Source organism: Haloplanus litoreus (assembly GCF_045690335.1).
Taxonomy (GTDB): Archaea; Halobacteriota; Halobacteria; order Halobacteriales; family Haloferacaceae; genus Haloplanus; species Haloplanus litoreus.
In genome coordinates, this window is record NZ_CP147874.1 from 1666277 (window position 1) to 1680948 (window position 14672).

The 14672-nt window shown below is 67.5% G+C and carries 16 protein-coding genes; 9 read left to right on the forward strand and 7 right to left on the reverse strand.

Annotated features, from left to right (window positions below; translation table 11 throughout):
- Nucleotides 1-390: 390 nt before the first annotated feature.
- Together V8686_RS08955 and V8686_RS08960 are read left to right on the forward strand one after the other, a co-directional pair.
- Nucleotides 391-771: a DUF5820 family protein gene (locus V8686_RS08955; RefSeq protein ID WP_379703643.1), complete on the forward strand. Its 381-nt coding sequence runs from the start codon at nt 391-393 to the stop codon at nt 769-771.
- 25 nt (nt 772-796) lie between these two features.
- Complete coding sequence (locus tag V8686_RS08960) at nt 797-1246, forward strand: UPF0179 family protein (RefSeq protein WP_379703644.1); 450 nt, start codon at nt 797-799, stop codon at nt 1244-1246.
- Here the strand turns inward: V8686_RS08960 and V8686_RS08965 are convergent.
- On the reverse strand, nt 1189-2052 hold the full coding sequence (locus tag V8686_RS08965; protein ID WP_379703645.1) for a M14 family metallopeptidase: 864 nt from the start codon (nt 2050-2052) through the stop codon (nt 1189-1191). The genes V8686_RS08960 and V8686_RS08965 overlap by 58 nt on opposite strands.
- Before the next feature lie 89 nt (nt 2053-2141).
- Here V8686_RS08965 and V8686_RS08970 point away from each other — a divergent pair, with 89 nt between their 5' ends.
- On the forward strand, nt 2142-2636 hold the full coding sequence (locus tag V8686_RS08970; RefSeq protein WP_379703646.1) for a DUF309 domain-containing protein: 495 nt from the start codon (nt 2142-2144) through the stop codon (nt 2634-2636).
- An 83-nt stretch (nt 2637-2719) separates the two neighbouring features.
- Nucleotides 2720-4843 carry a hypothetical protein gene (locus V8686_RS08975; protein WP_379703647.1) on the forward strand — a complete coding sequence of 708 codons (2124 nt, stop codon included), beginning with the start codon at nt 2720-2722 and terminating at the stop codon, nt 4841-4843.
- 18 nt (nt 4844-4861) lie between these two features.
- Here V8686_RS08975 and V8686_RS08980 read toward each other — a convergent pair whose 3' ends face one another.
- On the reverse strand, nt 4862-5356 hold the full coding sequence (locus V8686_RS08980; RefSeq protein WP_379703648.1) for a pyruvoyl-dependent arginine decarboxylase: 495 nt from the start codon (nt 5354-5356) through the stop codon (nt 4862-4864).
- A gap of 96 nt (nt 5357-5452) precedes the next feature.
- On the opposite strand from V8686_RS08980, the gene V8686_RS08985 reads away from it, so the two are divergent.
- Complete coding sequence (locus V8686_RS08985; protein WP_379703649.1) at nt 5453-5965, forward strand: gamma carbonic anhydrase family protein; 513 nt, start codon at nt 5453-5455, stop codon at nt 5963-5965.
- A 187-nt stretch (nt 5966-6152) separates the two neighbouring features.
- Here V8686_RS08985 and V8686_RS08990 read toward each other — a convergent pair whose 3' ends face one another.
- Nucleotides 6153-7766, reverse strand: coding sequence for a long-chain-fatty-acid--CoA ligase (locus tag V8686_RS08990; protein ID WP_379703650.1), 1614 nt, complete (start codon nt 7764-7766; stop codon nt 6153-6155).
- 172 nt (nt 7767-7938) lie between these two features.
- Between V8686_RS08990 and V8686_RS08995 the strand changes: the two genes are divergently transcribed.
- Nucleotides 7939-8127, forward strand: a complete 189-nt coding sequence (locus V8686_RS08995; protein ID WP_379703652.1) for a PRCC domain-containing protein — start codon at nt 7939-7941, stop codon at nt 8125-8127.
- Here V8686_RS08995 and V8686_RS09000 read toward each other — a convergent pair.
- The 4 genes from V8686_RS09000 to V8686_RS09015 all read right to left on the reverse strand — a co-directional run bounded on the left by V8686_RS09000 (nt 8124) and on the right by V8686_RS09015 (nt 11861).
- The gene (locus V8686_RS09000) at nt 8124-8441 is read right to left on the reverse strand and encodes a cupin domain-containing protein (protein WP_379703653.1); all 318 of its coding nucleotides are present in this window, start codon (nt 8439-8441) and stop codon (nt 8124-8126) included. The two genes, V8686_RS08995 and V8686_RS09000, sit on opposite strands and share 4 nt — an antisense overlap.
- A 48-nt stretch (nt 8442-8489) precedes the next feature.
- Nucleotides 8490-8984: a cation:proton antiporter regulatory subunit gene (locus V8686_RS09005; RefSeq protein WP_379703654.1), complete on the reverse strand. Its 495-nt coding sequence runs from the start codon at nt 8982-8984 to the stop codon at nt 8490-8492.
- Nucleotides 8985-9044: 60 nt separating this feature from the next.
- Nucleotides 9045-10208 (reverse strand): cation:proton antiporter, encoded by a 1164-nt coding sequence (locus V8686_RS09010; protein ID WP_379706517.1) that lies wholly within the window; start codon nt 10206-10208, stop codon nt 9045-9047.
- Between the two features lie 123 nt (nt 10209-10331).
- Entirely contained in the window at nt 10332-11861 is a 1530-nt protein-coding gene (locus tag V8686_RS09015; RefSeq protein ID WP_379703655.1) for an amidase, read from the reverse strand.
- A gap of 144 nt (nt 11862-12005) precedes the next feature.
- Here V8686_RS09015 and V8686_RS09020 point away from each other — a divergent pair, with 144 nt between their 5' ends.
- From V8686_RS09020 to V8686_RS09030, 3 genes are all read left to right on the forward strand, one after another.
- Nucleotides 12006-12779 carry an SIMPL domain-containing protein gene (locus V8686_RS09020; RefSeq protein WP_379703656.1) on the forward strand — a complete coding sequence of 258 codons (774 nt, stop codon included), beginning with the start codon at nt 12006-12008 and terminating at the stop codon, nt 12777-12779.
- Nucleotides 12776-13276, forward strand: a complete 501-nt coding sequence (locus V8686_RS09025) for a hypothetical protein (protein ID WP_379703657.1) — start codon at nt 12776-12778, stop codon at nt 13274-13276. The genes V8686_RS09020 and V8686_RS09025 overlap by 4 nt, the downstream gene beginning before the upstream one ends.
- Nucleotides 13277-13669: 393 nt before the next feature.
- Nucleotides 13670-14671 (forward strand): tyrosine-type recombinase/integrase, encoded by a 1002-nt coding sequence (locus tag V8686_RS09030; protein WP_379703658.1) that lies wholly within the window; start codon nt 13670-13672, stop codon nt 14669-14671.
- The last annotated feature ends 1 nt before the right edge of the window (nt 14672 follow it).

Here is a 14672-nt window from a genome sequence, read left to right on the forward strand (position 1 = left end):
GGTATGGCATGAGTATCCATACCATGCCCCGGTCGCGACCACGGGGTGGTTGCGTTGTCTTCTGGAGACGACGGGCGGCGGGGATCCGTTCGACGGCTGCTCGGCCCGCTGGTAACCGAGACTATAAACGATGTCAGTAATACAAGTAAATAAGCCTTCCCCCCAATGTGGATACTACACCGAGGTTCGTGGGGGATCGATCCCTGTCGCGGCGCTCGGTTTCGCGCCCCTCCGTGAGAGTGGTGTACCGACCGGAGCGGCCGCTCGGGGACGAACGGTGAAGGTCCGTCCCCGAGACCGCTGTCCCGTCCTCGACGACATCCGACCACTCCCCGTGGGCGGACGCGACCGAACCCGGAAGTATAGGGCCGTCCGGACGAAGGGGGAGATATGACCTTCGAGTCGCTCCCCGACGGATGGACGCGATGGCACGAGGAGGACGGGGGGCGGGCGATTCTGGCGTACCGTCCGGACGTGTTCGACACCGACGCCTTCCCCGCACCCTGTCTGCCGACGATCTACGTCTCCCCCGGGTCACCGCGGCGACGACCCGGGAGCGGCGACGCCGACGGGTGGACGATCACCCTGTATCTCGAACCCGAAGTGACGGCGCGGGTGGAGACGGCCGACGCCCGCCCGGCGGCCGTCGCGACGGCCCGCGAACTCGCCCGGGCGTTCGCCGCGGGAGACGTCGACTACCGCGACGCCTATCAGGTTCCACGCGAGGCCTACTTCGACCGCCTCGACGAACTGCTCGGTCGCGAGGCTTAACCGCCCGGGCCGAGAACGGCTCTCCATGCCTGAGGTCACGCTCATCGGGACACGCCTCGCCGAAGTCGGCCGGGAGTTCGTCTTCCGTGGGGAATCCAGCGCGTGCGAGGGCTGTCCGTACCGCGGCCAGTGTCTCGACCTCTCGCCGGGAACCCGTTATCGGATCACGGACGTCCGCGAGAACGCCCAGACTCTGGACTGTGCCGTCCACGACGGCGGCGTTCGTGCCGTCGAAGTCGAACCCGCGCCGACGCCGGCCAACGTGCCGTCGCGGGTCGCCTACGCCGGTAGTAAAGCGAAACTCGCCGGGTCGTGTCCCTACACGGACTGTCCCAGCCACGCCTACTGCGTCCCCGATGGCGTCGACTTCGACGTCGAGTACCGGATCGACGAGGTCATCGGCGACCCGCCCCACGACTACTGTATGCTCGACCGGGACCTCACGCTGGTCGAACTCGCCCCCCGAGAGGACTGACCGCCCGGCTTCTCCTCCGCGTCGGCCAGTCGTCCGACTCGCTCTCCCGCGTAGCCGAAGACGTCCTCGTACCCGTCGGCCGACATCAGGATCGGGTAGAACGGTTCCTCGGCGATCCGGTCGTCGCCGTCGGCCGCGGCGAACGGCACGCCGGCCGCCACGCGGTCGAAGTTCTCGACGAACACCTCGTGGTCGGCAGCCGGGGCCTTCGGCACCCGCCCCGTGAGACGAAAGATCGGCACGTCGTAGCAGGGGTCGACGCCCGCCGACGCCGGCAGGACGCCCGTCGCCGCGAGGAAGGCGTCGATCAGGCGCCGGGCGTTCGCCGTCGCCGTCTCCGACCACTGCAGGCCACACTCCACCTCGACGGTCCGTGGGTAGTCGATCAGGCGGCCGCCGGCGTGCGCGTCCGTCTCCACCACCGCGTCGACGGGCAGGTGCGCACACAGCCCCGCCGTCTCGGGGGCGACCGTATCGACCAAGGCGAACGGGTCGGCGTAGGACTGCGTCGAGTGGAGGGCGAGCGTCGTACAGCCGTCGAGTTCCGTCAGCAGTCGAGCCGCGAGCCGCCGTTCGTGGCTCGCAGCCGTCTCGTCGCCGGGGAACGTCCGGTTCAGGTCTTCGTCCAGGTACCGCACGCCCCGATCCAGAGCGCGCTCGTTGGCGACGACGAACTTCACCGGCCGCCGGAACTCGGGCGGGTCGGCGAGTAGCTCGTCGACCGCCCGTGGGCCGCAGGGTTCGTCGCCGTGGACTGCGGCGACCACCGCTACCTGCGGGTCGTCGCCGAACTCTCGAATCCTCATTACACGCCCCTAGTCGTGGCCGTTGAAGTGCGTTTCCGTCCCGTTACGCCCACCGCAGACGTTACGCCCGTGGGCCGTCTGCTGACGGTATGGACGACCACACCCAGGACTACAGCGTCGGGCCGCCGGTGTCGGGCGATCCGACCGGCTGGCGGGCGGACCGGGGTCCGTCGAACGGGTGGGAACACGGCACGCTCCGGCGCGCGGTGGTCCACGGCGTCCGCCTCTACAACGACGGCGCCTTCCACGAGAGCCACGACTGCTTCGAAGACGAGTGGTACAACTACGGGAGCGGAACCACCGAGAGCGCCTTCCTCCACGGCATGGTACAGGTCGCCGCGGGCGCGTACAAGCACGTCGACTTCGAGAACGACGACGGGATGCGCTCGCTGTTCGAGACGGCGCTTCAGTACCTCCGCGGCGTGCCGGGCGACTACTACGGCGTCGACGTCGAGGAGGTGCGGGCACGGCTCCGGGCGGCGCTCGACGACCCTGCGGTGGTGGACGGGTGGAATATCGCACTCGACGGGGAGCGCCCCGAGGCGACGGCCGCGGACTACGAGTACGCCGAGGGACTGGACTGACCGCGGCGTCGTGCCTTCCCCGACCAACCGGTTGCGCGGGACTGCACCCAATAGTTTTGTAGGGAAAATGATGTTCGTGGAGTATGTCTCGGGACGTGAGTCGTCGGTCGCCGGCGGGAACGCAGGATGGGGACGACACGGCCGACGGCAACGGCGGCGGCGCTCGGTTGGCACACACCCGACGTGCACTGCTCCGTGGCGTGGGGGCTGCGACGGCTGCCGGTGGTGCGCTGTCGACGGGGACCAAGCGGGGCGTGACCACCCTGACTCCCGTCGGCGTCGCGGGTGCCGAGTCGACGCCCGAGACGGCGTGGACGCGGACCTACGGTGCCGACGACGACCGTGAGGCCTGGGACGTGGTCGAACGACCCGACGGCGACTATCTCGTCGTCGGTCGCCGTGCCCCGTCCGACGGGGAGCCGCCGGCCGGGTGGGTGGCAACGGTCGACCCCGCCGGAACCATCCAGTGGGAGCGCAGCCTCTCGGAGTTCGAACTGACCCAATTCATGACGGTGCTCCAGCGATCAGATGGCGACTTTCTCGTCGGGGGACTCGTCTCCCCGGCGGACGTCGACTCCACGGGGGCGCTGGTGGCGACCCTCTCCCGGTCGGGGGACGTACGGTGGCGCTGGATCACGGACGACTTCGAGGAGGGTCGCGTCCTGTCGGCAGTAGAGCGCACCGACGGCGACTACCTGCTCGCCGGATCGGTATCCCCTTCCGGGGGCGACGCCCAACTGTGGCTCACGACCATCGGGCCGACCGGCGAGCGCCGGTGGACGAGAATCTACGGCGGGACGGGCCTCGACGGGGGGCTGACGGTGCTAGAGACGGGCGAGGGGAACTACCTCGTCGGCGGGACCAAGACGCCCGAAAGAGGCGGCGATGGTTCCCCGTGGCTGTTGTCCGTCGACGGGACGGGCGCCGTCCGCTGGGAGCGGACCTACGGCGATCGGGAGGGTCCCGGCCTGGTAGCGTCGGCCGTCGAGACGGACGACGGCGAGTTCCTCGTCTGCGGTTCGACCTACGTCCCCGACCGCGACGACTCGGAGGGGTGGCTGGCACGGGTCGGTCCCGGTGGCGACGTTCGCTGGCAGCGGACCTTCGGGGACCGTGGCCTCTGGCGGCTGTGGTCGCTGGCCACGACCGGCGACGGATCGTTCGCCGTCCTTGGATTCAACGGCGACGCTGCGACGAACCCGGACGCCGCTCGACTCCTCGGTTTCGACGGGGCGGGTGCCGTCGAGTGGGACTGGTCAGCCGATTCGAGCGCCGAAACGGGCGGCTTTGGCCTGACCGCGACCGGCGGCGACTACCTCCTCGCCGGCTACCGGAACGAGTCCGAGGGCGGGAACTCCGATGGGTGGCTGGTCAGGCTCTCTCCTCCGACGGCGAACGCGACCGAGTCGCCGGTCGGCGACGATCGGCCGTCGGACGTGGACGAGACGCCGCCGGCCGCCGACACGGACGATTCCGAGCGGGTCGAGGGAGAGATCGACGGTGACGGTAACGGCGGCGACGGGGGGAGCGTGATGCCAGCACTCGGCGTCGGCGGCGCTCTCGCTGTCCTCGGCGGCGGCTACCTCTGGTTCCGGAGTTCGGGAGACGACGGTGGGACGGCGACAGCCCGGACCACGCGGGGCGGGGGAACTGGCGACGCTTCCGAATCGCCGGTGACAGGGGCATCGACCGCCCCACCGGACCGGAACTCCGGCCGGGATACGAGGGGAACTGCCCCTCACCCCGGTCCCGATTCAGATGCCGTCACGACGGGGCGTACGGACGCGGGGCGAGAACGCGACACCAACGAGCGGACGACAGCGGACACGTCGGCCTCCCACACCGATCCCGCCGGCGACCGGTCGTCCGCCACGCCGTCCGCTGAAGCTGCGACCACGGAGGGAAGGACCGACTCGTCCGCCGACGAGCCGACGCCGGCCGCGGCCGGCGACGCCGACGATCCGACGTCGGTCCCGGTCGCCGACCTCGATCCGGACGACGTGTCCGCGCTGCTCGACCGAATGGAGGCCGGTGACGGTCTGGAGCGTACGGCCGATCGCCTCGAAGCCGTCGCCGCCGAGCGACCGGAACTCCTCGACCACACCGACGCAGTCGACCGACTGCGTGACCTGCGTCTCGACCCGGACCCGGCGGTGAGTCGGGCGGCCACCGAGGCGCTCGACGGGGTTGCGGACGACGGTCGATGACCGCGGCTGGACGGTGACTCACCGAACGCTACCGGCGCTCGTGTCGGCGTACGCCAGCGGCCCGTACACCGCCGCCACCACCACCGCCCCCGTCCGGTCGACGGTGTGTTCTCGGACCTCCAGTTCGGCGTTCCCCCGCCAGTTCCAGTCCCGGACCGCCTTGGCGTCCGCGAGCTTCTCGTGGAGGTCCGACCGAACGGCCGCCTCGGAGCCCGCCGTGCTCTCCATGAGGACGCCGCCCTCCTCGGCGCGGATCCAGCCGAGGCCGGCGGCGACAGTTTCGTTCGACCGTGTCGTCTCGGCGGCGGCGAGGACGGTCCCGACCGGCCTGCCGACGCCGTAGTCGGCCTCGACCCGCCCCGTCCGCACGACCGATCGGTTCGGCGGAATCACGGAGGAGTAGGTGACGAGGTTGTAGTTGTGGATGCCCGCGTCCGCCAGAGCCGCGTCGAACGCGCTCAGCGGCGTCCCGGCGTCGCCGTGGCCCCACGCGAGATCGATGGTGTCGCTCATGCCGACGCTTCGGGAGCGGCGGGTGAAAGGGGTTGCCGTCGGCGACGGCCGTCGGCCTCCGCGAGGATTTTAATAGCGCCCGACGGAGGCGTACGTATGGTACTCAGAGCAGTCGACGGCGTCGAACCGACGGTTCACGCGGACGCGTACGTCGACGACGCGGCCGTCGTCGTCGGCGACGTGACCGTCGAACGCGACGCCTCGGTCTGGCCGAACGCCACGCTCCGGGGGGACCAACCGATCGTGATCCGTGAGGGGGCGAACGTCCAGGACAACGCCGTCTGTCACGAGGACGCCGTCGTCGGTCCCTACGCCACCGTCGGCCACACGGCCATCGTCCACGCGGCGACCGTCGAGGAGCGAGCGCTGGTGGGGATGGGATCGGTCGTCCTCGACGACGCCACCGTGGGCGAGGGCGCCATCGTCGCCGCCGGGAGCGTCGTCACCGAGGGGACCGACGTCCCTCCCGAGACGCTGGTCGCGGGGACGCCGGCCGAGGTGATCAAGGAGATCCCCGACTCGTCGTGGAAAGAGACGGCGGACCACTACGTCGAGAAGGCGGCGGTGTACGCCGACACCTCGACCGTCGTCGGGGACACGAACGACTGACACGGACCCTCGGACGTCAGTTCCGGCCGTCGCCGCCCCTGTGGTCGTCGATGGACGGTACACCGTTACAGCGATCCGTACGACCGCGTCGGTCAGTGCAGTTCGGCGATCGCTGTCCCCGCCGCTCCCGCCGCTCTGGATGGCATAACGACACGACGGCACCGTCGGGCGACTCGACTCCGGGCCTCTACCCTTCGCCGATCATTCGATCCTCGTCCTCCCACTCTTTGGACCGGAGTTCGTACTTCTGGACCTTGCCCGTCGCCGTGGTCGGGAGGCTGACGACGAACTCGACGCGCTTGATCGTTTTGAACCTCGCGAGGTGGTCGCGGGTGAACTCGATCAGTTCCTCGGCGGTGACGCCGGGCTCGTTGGGGTCGCCGCTTTCCGGGACGACGAAGGCTTTCGGCTCTTCGCCCCACTTCTCGCTCGGTGCGGGGATGACCGCCACGTCGGACACGGCAGGGTGTTCGAACAGCGTGTCCTCGAGTTCGATACTGGAGATGTTCTCCCCGCCCGAGATGATGATGTCCTTCTTGCGATCCTGGATGGCGATCATGCCGTTCTCGTCGACGGTCGCCAGGTCGCCCATATGGTAGTAGCCCTCGGCGCGTTCGTTGAAGGCCTCCTCGGTCGCCTCGGGCTTCTCCCAGTAGCCCTCCATCACCTGGTTGCCGCGGACGACCACCTCGCCGATGGTCTCGTCGTCCCGGGGCACGTCCTCGCCGTCCTCGTCGACGACGCGGACTTCGGTGCCGAGGAAGCCGAGCCCCTGTCGTTTCTTGACGGCGAATCGGTCGGCACTGTCGTCGTCGAAGAAGCGTCGGGCGTCGGAGGTGGTGACCAGCGGCCCGGTTTCGGTGGCACCGTAGACGTGGGTGAGATACCAGCCGAACTCGTCCTCGACGGTGCGGATGGTGGCCTCCGGCGGCGCCGACCCCGCGGTGGCGATGCGCACGTCGTTGTCCCCGCTGGTGGGAACGTCGGTGTCGTGGTAGTAGTCGCTCAACATGTTCAGCACCGTCGGCGCGCCACAGAGGTAGGAGACGTCCTCCGTCGCGACGGTGTCGAAGATCCACTCGGCGTCGATGCCGCGGGTGCAGACGTGTTTCGCACCCATCCCCGTGATGGAGAAGATGTGCCCCCAGCCGTTGACGTGGAACATCGGGAGCGTCCAGAGGTAGACGTCGTCGTCGGAGATGTCCTGATGGATCGTCGTCAGGTAGGCGTGGAGCGTCTCACACCGGTGCGTGCGCATCACCCCTTTCGGGTCGCCGGTCGTTCCCGAGGTGTAGTTGATGGTGATCACGTCGTCTTCGTCCATCTCGGGGCGGTCGTAGTCGGTGTCCGCCGCCGCCAACAGGTCGTCGAACCCCGCCCAGTCGCCGTCGACCGCGTCGGGGTCGTTCGTGACGAACGTCTCGGTGGGCACCTCGTCGCGGACGGCTTCGATGTTCTCCGCGTACTCGTGGTCGGCGTAGATGGCGTCGACGCCCGCGTCGTCGAGGATGTACTCGAAGTCGTCGGGCGTGAGTCGGTAGTTCAGCGGCGTGTGAATCGCCCCGAGTTGCATGATCCCGTAGGCCGCTTCGAGGTGGTAATGGGTGTTCGGGTCGAGCACCGCCACCCGGTCGCCCTTGTCGATCCCGCGCGACTGGAGGGCCGCCGAGAATCGGTCCGCGCGCTCGCCGAGTTCGTCGTAGGTGAACCGATCCCCCGTCGTCGCCACCACCGCCTCGTGGTCGCCGTAGTAGTCCCGGGCTCTGTCGAGAAAGTCGGTCACCAGGAGCGGTTTCTGCATGACGAGAAGGTGTCCGCGCGAGTCTATAATTGTTTTTGTGAATACTCGAGTGCCGGCCGGCAGAACAGTGATATCGTGTGACAGGTACCCACAACTTGAAGTTAGTTCGGGCCGGAGTGGGCGATGTCCCATCCGAATCGACCGACGACGAGGTGCTTCGGACGATCGAGCCATGAGCGATACGAGCGACACCCACAGATCCCGACTGGACCGTACAGCGCGTCGGCAACTGCGAAACCTCGGCTGGCGATGGCTGGGCCGACGGCGGGCGAAGCGCCCGCGGTCGATCAGCAGACGCCACCTCGTCGACGTCGACGTCGACGACGAGGCAGCCCTCGTCGATCTAGAGGCGCGGGTTTAGGGGGCGCCCGCGACGACGAACAGCGAATCGTCCTCCGCGTCGATTCGACGGGTCGCCTCCGAATCGACGCGGAGGGCGTCGCCGGCCGACAGCGACACCTCCTCGCCCTCGACGGTGGCCGTCGCCGCCCCTTCGACGAGGACGTACACCTCCTCCTGCCCGTCGTCGGCGTGATCGTGCGGTTTGCCGCTCCAGCCGGCCTCGACGTCCAGCACCGACACCCCGAGGTTCGAACAGTCCAGTGCGTCACGCAGGAGGTGCAGGCCGCCACCGACCGGGTCGACGTCGTCGTAGTCGACGAGCGTGTGTGACATGGCGTAGGCTTGGACCGGCGCCGTCAAAAATCCGCCGTCGACTGCCCCTCACTCCGACGGCGGCTCCGGCCGGATCAGCGCGGCGAGTTCGGCCTGTTCCTCCCGGGTGCCGACCGCGACCAGGAGGTCTCCAACGTGGAGTTCGGTCTCCGGCGGCGGGTTCGAGATGGTCCGTTCCGCCCGCTGGATGGCGATGATCGACGTCCCCGTCTCGCTCCGAATGTCGGACTCGGCCAGCGTCTCGCCGGCGACCGGCGACGCCTCGGTCACCTCGACCCACTCGATGATGGCCTCGCCGAGGGGGACCGACAGGGAGTCGACGTCGACGGATTCGAAGTACGCCCCCTCCAGAATCGAGCCGAGACGGTTGGCCTGTTCCCCCTTCAGGTCGAGGATCTTCTCGCCGTCGGCGTCCGGGCCGTCCCGGCGAAAGAGTTCACACCGGCCGTCGTGGTGGACGACCACCACCACGCTCTTCTCGCCCGTGAGTTCGAGTTCGAACTTTCGTCCGACACCGGGCACATCGGACTCGTAAACCCGCATACCGACTCTCCGCCCCGTCGGTGCGTAAAACTGTCGTCGGTGAGCGGCGCGGGCCGTCGCTCACGTCTCGACCGACGGCAACAGCCCTTCGAGTCGACCCGACGTCTGCATCAGCGTCGTCCCCAGGGTGCTCATGACGAGGACGTAGCCGACGGCCGTCGCGTAGATGGTCCGTGCCGTCTCCGGGGGGAGCGTCGTTCCCGCGCCCGCGAGCGCAACCGCGGCGACGATCAGGGAGAACTCCCCGCGAGTCACCATCGCCAGTCCGACCCGGAGCGACCGACGGTCGTCGAGGTCGTACACCCGTCCGCCGTAGAAGCCGCTGAGGAGTTTCGTCGGTACGGTCACCGCGACGACGACGGCGACGACGTCGAGTGCCTGGAACACCAGAAACGGGTCGGTGACGAGGCCGATCCAGAAGAAGAAGACGGCGGCGAAGGTGTCCCGAAGCGACGAGAGCGACGCCTCCAGGTCGTGGACGTAACTCGTCGCGCTGAAGGCCATGCCGACGAAGAAGGCGGCGACGGCCTCGCTGACGCCGACGGCGAGGGCGGCCCCCGCCAGCAGGACCGTCACCGCCACCGCCCGCAGGACGAAGTACTCGGTGGACGGGGTGTCGAGGAGGCGTTCGAGAAACGACGTCCCGAGGGCCGCCAGGACGACCAGGAGGAGGATGAAGCCGAGGGCGATACCGACGGATCGGGCGGCCGTCCCCACGGTCCCGCCGCCGATCACCAGCGCCGATACGACGGCCAGATAGACCGCGATCACCAGATCTTCGAACACGAGGACACCGAGTAGCGGCGCACTCTCGGGGTTGGCGATCCACCCCAGATCCAGCAGCGATTTCGTGATGACGGCGCTGGAGGAGATGTAGACGATGCCCGCCACCAGCAGGGCCGGCAGAACTCCGCCGAAGAGGAGGTGACCGAGACCCAGACCGACGCCGAAGTTGACGACGAAGTCGGCCGCGCCGGCCGCGCCGATCCGGGTCCGGTCGGCGAGTAGTCTGTCCAGGTTGAACTCCAGTCCCAGAAAGAAGAGCAGGAAGACGATGCCGAGTTCGGCGCCGACGGTCACGAACTCGCCCGCGGACACGGCCGGCAGACCGACCCTGCCGAGGACGAACTCGTTCAGGACGATCCCCGCGAGGATGTACAGCGGAATGGGCGAGAGGCCGGCACGCGCGGCGAGGGCGCCCACGACGCCGATGGCCGCGAACATCACGCCGACTTCGAGCAGAACCGTCTCAGCCACCGGTCTGCCTCCTGCTACCCGGTCTCTGCATACTCTACCCGATTCCCTCCTCCCGTATCAATCTCCCGTCGGGGGAGGTCGGTCGGAACCCTACACCGCTTGCCAGTCGAAGTTCTGTTGGTAGGTGTACGCGGCCCGGAGGGTGCTCATCTCGTCGAAGTGTCCGCCGACGAACATCAATCCAGTCGGGCGATCGCCTGCCGTCCCACAGGGGACCGAGATGGCCGGGTGGTGGGTCAGATCGAACGGCGCCGTATTCAGCGAGGTGAGGAGCGAGCGATCGACGCGTTCGACGCGCGAGAGATCGGGATCGATTTCGAACGGCTTGATCGGCAGAGTCGGCATGGCGATCACGTCGGCGTCTTCGAGAATCTCGTCGTAGGCTGCCCGCATCGCTAACGTGATGTTCTGACACTTCCCGTAGAGGGCGCTCCCCTGGTACTCGCGGTCGAGATACTCGATAGCCAACCACGTCGCCTTCACCGACGCCGGGAAGTCGCGGCCCTGACTCCGGCGGAACTTATCGTACGTGGTCGCTAGTCCGGTGTCGTACCACCCGTCGAGCAGAGACCCGATCCCCCCCTGTTTGAGGATCTGAACGCCACCGTAGCCGGCGATGGCGATCCAGAGTGCGAGCGAGTCGCGGTGACGGGGGACCGACGCCTCGACGGTCTCGGCGCCGAGGGATTCGAGTCGCTCGATGGCCGCCCGAACCGTCGCGTTGACTTCGGGATCGCTCTCCTCGCGGTCGAACCCCTCCGCCAAGACTGCGATCGTTAGGTCCTCCGGCTCGTCGACGAGCGCGTCGGTGTACGGTTGCGGATCGAGTCCCGCCGGCTGCCGCGGATCGAGGCCGTCCGGACCGGCAACGACCTCTAGCGTCTCCGCCACCTCCGCCACCGTCTCCGCCATGGGACCGGTGTGGTCGAGCGTACTGTCGATGGGGAAGATGCCGGTGTAGGGGACCAGTCCCGTCGTGGGTTTGATGCCGACGATCCCACAACACGAGGAGGGAATCCGGATCGATCCGCCTTGATCGCCGCCGATGGCGACGTCCACCTCGCCGGCCGCGACGGCTGCGCCGCTCCCGCTGGAGGAGCCACCCGCGATGTACTCGGGCGCGCGAGGATTAGTGACCGTTCCGAAGTCCGAGGTGTCACTCGATCCGGAGAACGCGAAGCTCTCCATGTTGAGTTTCCCCGTGATATCCGCTCCTGCGTCGAGGAGGCGGGTCACGATGGTTGCGTCGATCTCGGGGACGTAGCCCTCCAGCAGCCGCGATCCGTTCGTCATCTCGACGCCCGCAAGCGCGATGTTGTCTTTCAGTCCAACCGTCTTGCCCGCGAGTGGGCCGTCGTCGGCACCCGGCACTTCTGCTTTCGTGATCCAGGCGTTGTGCGGGTTGTCGGCCGGTGCCGGTCGGTGGACGTCACGTCGCTCCGGATACTCGATCCGGTGAGGTGCGAATCTGGGTTCGGGTATCTCGTCCAATCCCTCCAGTAAGTCGAGCGTCTTCGCGACGAGTTCCGCGTAGTCGTCGATTTCGTGTTCGTTGAGCTCGAACCCCGACTCTTCCGAAATTTCTATCAATTTATCCCGTGATGGGTGACTGTATGTCATATTATCTCGAATCGAACCTAACGCCGGCTGATGATATAGTTTGGGGCTGTGGGCCGCACGTTCGTCGACGACCGTCGGATATCTCAAACCGCTCTTTGGGCCTCCACGAGGCATTTACCGTCGACCGTCGTCGTCTGGACTGTGATGTCCCGAACGATACGCGCCGTCGCCGGCGTCGCGGTTCTCCTCCTGATCGCGGGCTGTGCGGGTTCCACCCCGTCGATTTCGGCTGATCAGTCTCCGACGCCCGGCTCGGACAGCACTATCCAAGTCGCCGGCACCGGCAGTGCAGACGCCGAACCGAACCAGGCGGTCGTCCGGGTGTCCGTCGTCGCCGCCGGTTCCGACGCGGCGACCGCCCGGCAGCGACTCGCCGCAAACACCTCGCGGATGCGCACCGCGCTCGCCGACGCCGGCGTCGGTGACGATCGGGTCTCCACGGTACGCTACGACATCTACCAGGACCGACGGCGGCCCCCCGAAGAGGGCGCCGAACCCCGCATCGAGTACCGTGCCTCTCACACCTTCGAACTCACTGTGACCGATCCCGATCGCGTGGGATCGGTCGTCGACACGGCCGTCGGGAACGGCGCCTCCGAAGTCGACGACGTCACCTTCACGCTCTCGACGGAGCGCCGTCGGGCGCTCGAACGGCAGGCCCGGAGCGCAGCGATGGCCGACGCGCGCTCCAAGGCCCGCGCGCTCGCCACCGACGCCAATCTCACCGTCACCGGCGTCGACGTGATTCAGACGACGGCCGGCGGCGCGCCGCGATCCGCCGACGAGGGCGCCTCCATGACCGAGACGCCCGTCGCCACCGGTGCTCCGCCGTCCGACATCGAATCCGGTCCCGTCACCGTCCGAACCTCGGTTCGCGTGGTGTACGAGGCGGCACCCGAAGGGAACGAGACGGCGTGACCGCCCCCCGACGGAGCGACGACGTCGACCGGGGCGGAACCGCGGACCGCCGCACCGTCCTCGCCGTCGGAGCGATGGCGCTCTCGGTGACGACCGCCGGGTGTGTGACCCCTCCCCGGGACTCCGGCGGGACGGCGTCGAACGCGACGGAGACGGCGACATCGGGGGTGACGCCGACACCCACCCGCTCGGCGACGCCAGGCCCCGATCCGATTCTGGTCGTCGTCTCGAACGGCCGTGACGTCGCCGTCGACGTGACGCTGACCGTCACGAGGGACGGAACCCCCGTGTTCGGCGACACCGTCATCGTCGACCCCAACAGCCGTCGGACCGTCGATCCGGGCATCGATGCGACGGGCACGTACGAACTGACCGTCACGCTGGCCGACGGAACCGAACACGTCCGCCCGTTCTCCGTCGAGGAGTACGACCTCCGGATGGGATCGAACCTGATCGTGACGGTGGGCGAGCGGATTCGGGTGGTGATGGAGGAGTGAGCGGGGATGCTTCGGGCGATTGCCAGCGAGACGCTGGAGTGTCGTTTGCGGTGCTTCGGGGGTGAAGCGAGGATTCAGTGGGAGTTCCCGGACGAGTTCGAATCGGGCGCAGGCGGTGAATCTGGAGCCGTTCGACGACTCCCGAGACATCTTTGCACTCGCCGGGAGTCCCGCGAGCGAACGGAGTGAGCGAGTGGGACTACGGCGAGTCCACGACTGAACGAACGAAGTGAGTGAAGAAGTGGACTCGCCGGGATTCTGAACTACTCGCGCCGTTCGGCGCTCGCCGGGGCCTCTCCCCTGCCAAGGACCGGAGGCTACCCACTCCACGTGAGCCATCCACCCATCGCACTCACCGCGCACCTCGTCGGGCGTTCTACGCGGAGCAAACCAATGTTAGAACCAATCTCGCCCGAAGAAGCGGTGAACCTCTACCTGAGCAACCGAGCGGACGAAGTCGCTCACGAGACGCACAGAAAACACGGCGACCGACTCAAGCAGTTCGTGATCTGGTGCGACGAGACGGACCGAACCAACCTGAACGAGTTGACCGGACGGGACTTGCTCTCGTTCAAGGAGTGGCGCTCGGAGGGAGTGAAGACAATCACCCTCAAGAACAACCTGTGGACGCTCAAGAAGTTCCTTCGCTTCTGTGAGGACATTGACGGCGTCCCGCCGGGGTTGAGCGAGAAAGTCCTGATACCGAAAACCCAACCGGAGGACGAAGCCCGAGAGGTGTACGTAGGGAAGGGCGAGGCGGATACCATTCTCACCTTCCTCAAGAAGTACGAATACGCTTCCCTCCGGCACGCTCTGTTCACGACGCTGTGGAAGACGGGTATCCGGTCGGGGACGCTTCGGGGACTCGACTTAGAGGACTTCAAGCCCGAAGTGCCTGCGTTGCAGATTCGGCACCGAGCCAAGTCGGGCACGCCGCTCAAGAATAAGAAAGGCGGGGAGCGTGAAATCCACCTCTCCGACGAGACGGCACAGATTCTCACGGACTACATCGAACACACTCGGCCCGACGTGACCGACGAGTACGACCGCCGGCCCCTGTTTGCTGGTCGGACTACCCGGGCGGGGAAAACCGTGATTCAGCGCAACATCTACACGGCGACTCGTCCCTGCTTCTACACCGGGGAGTGTCCGCACGACCGCGATCTCGAAGACTGTGAGGCGACCAATTACAGCACGGCCAGCAAGTGTCCGTCATCGAAAAGCCCGCATACGCTTCGGCGGGGGTACATCACGGCGGCTCTGAATGCGGGCCAGCCGGTTGACGTGACCGCCGAGCGGACGAACGTGAGTCGGGAGGTGCTTGATAAGAACTACGACGCTCGGACTGAGAGCGAGAAGCGAGAAGTACGGCAAAAGTTCCTAAAGGACATCTAAG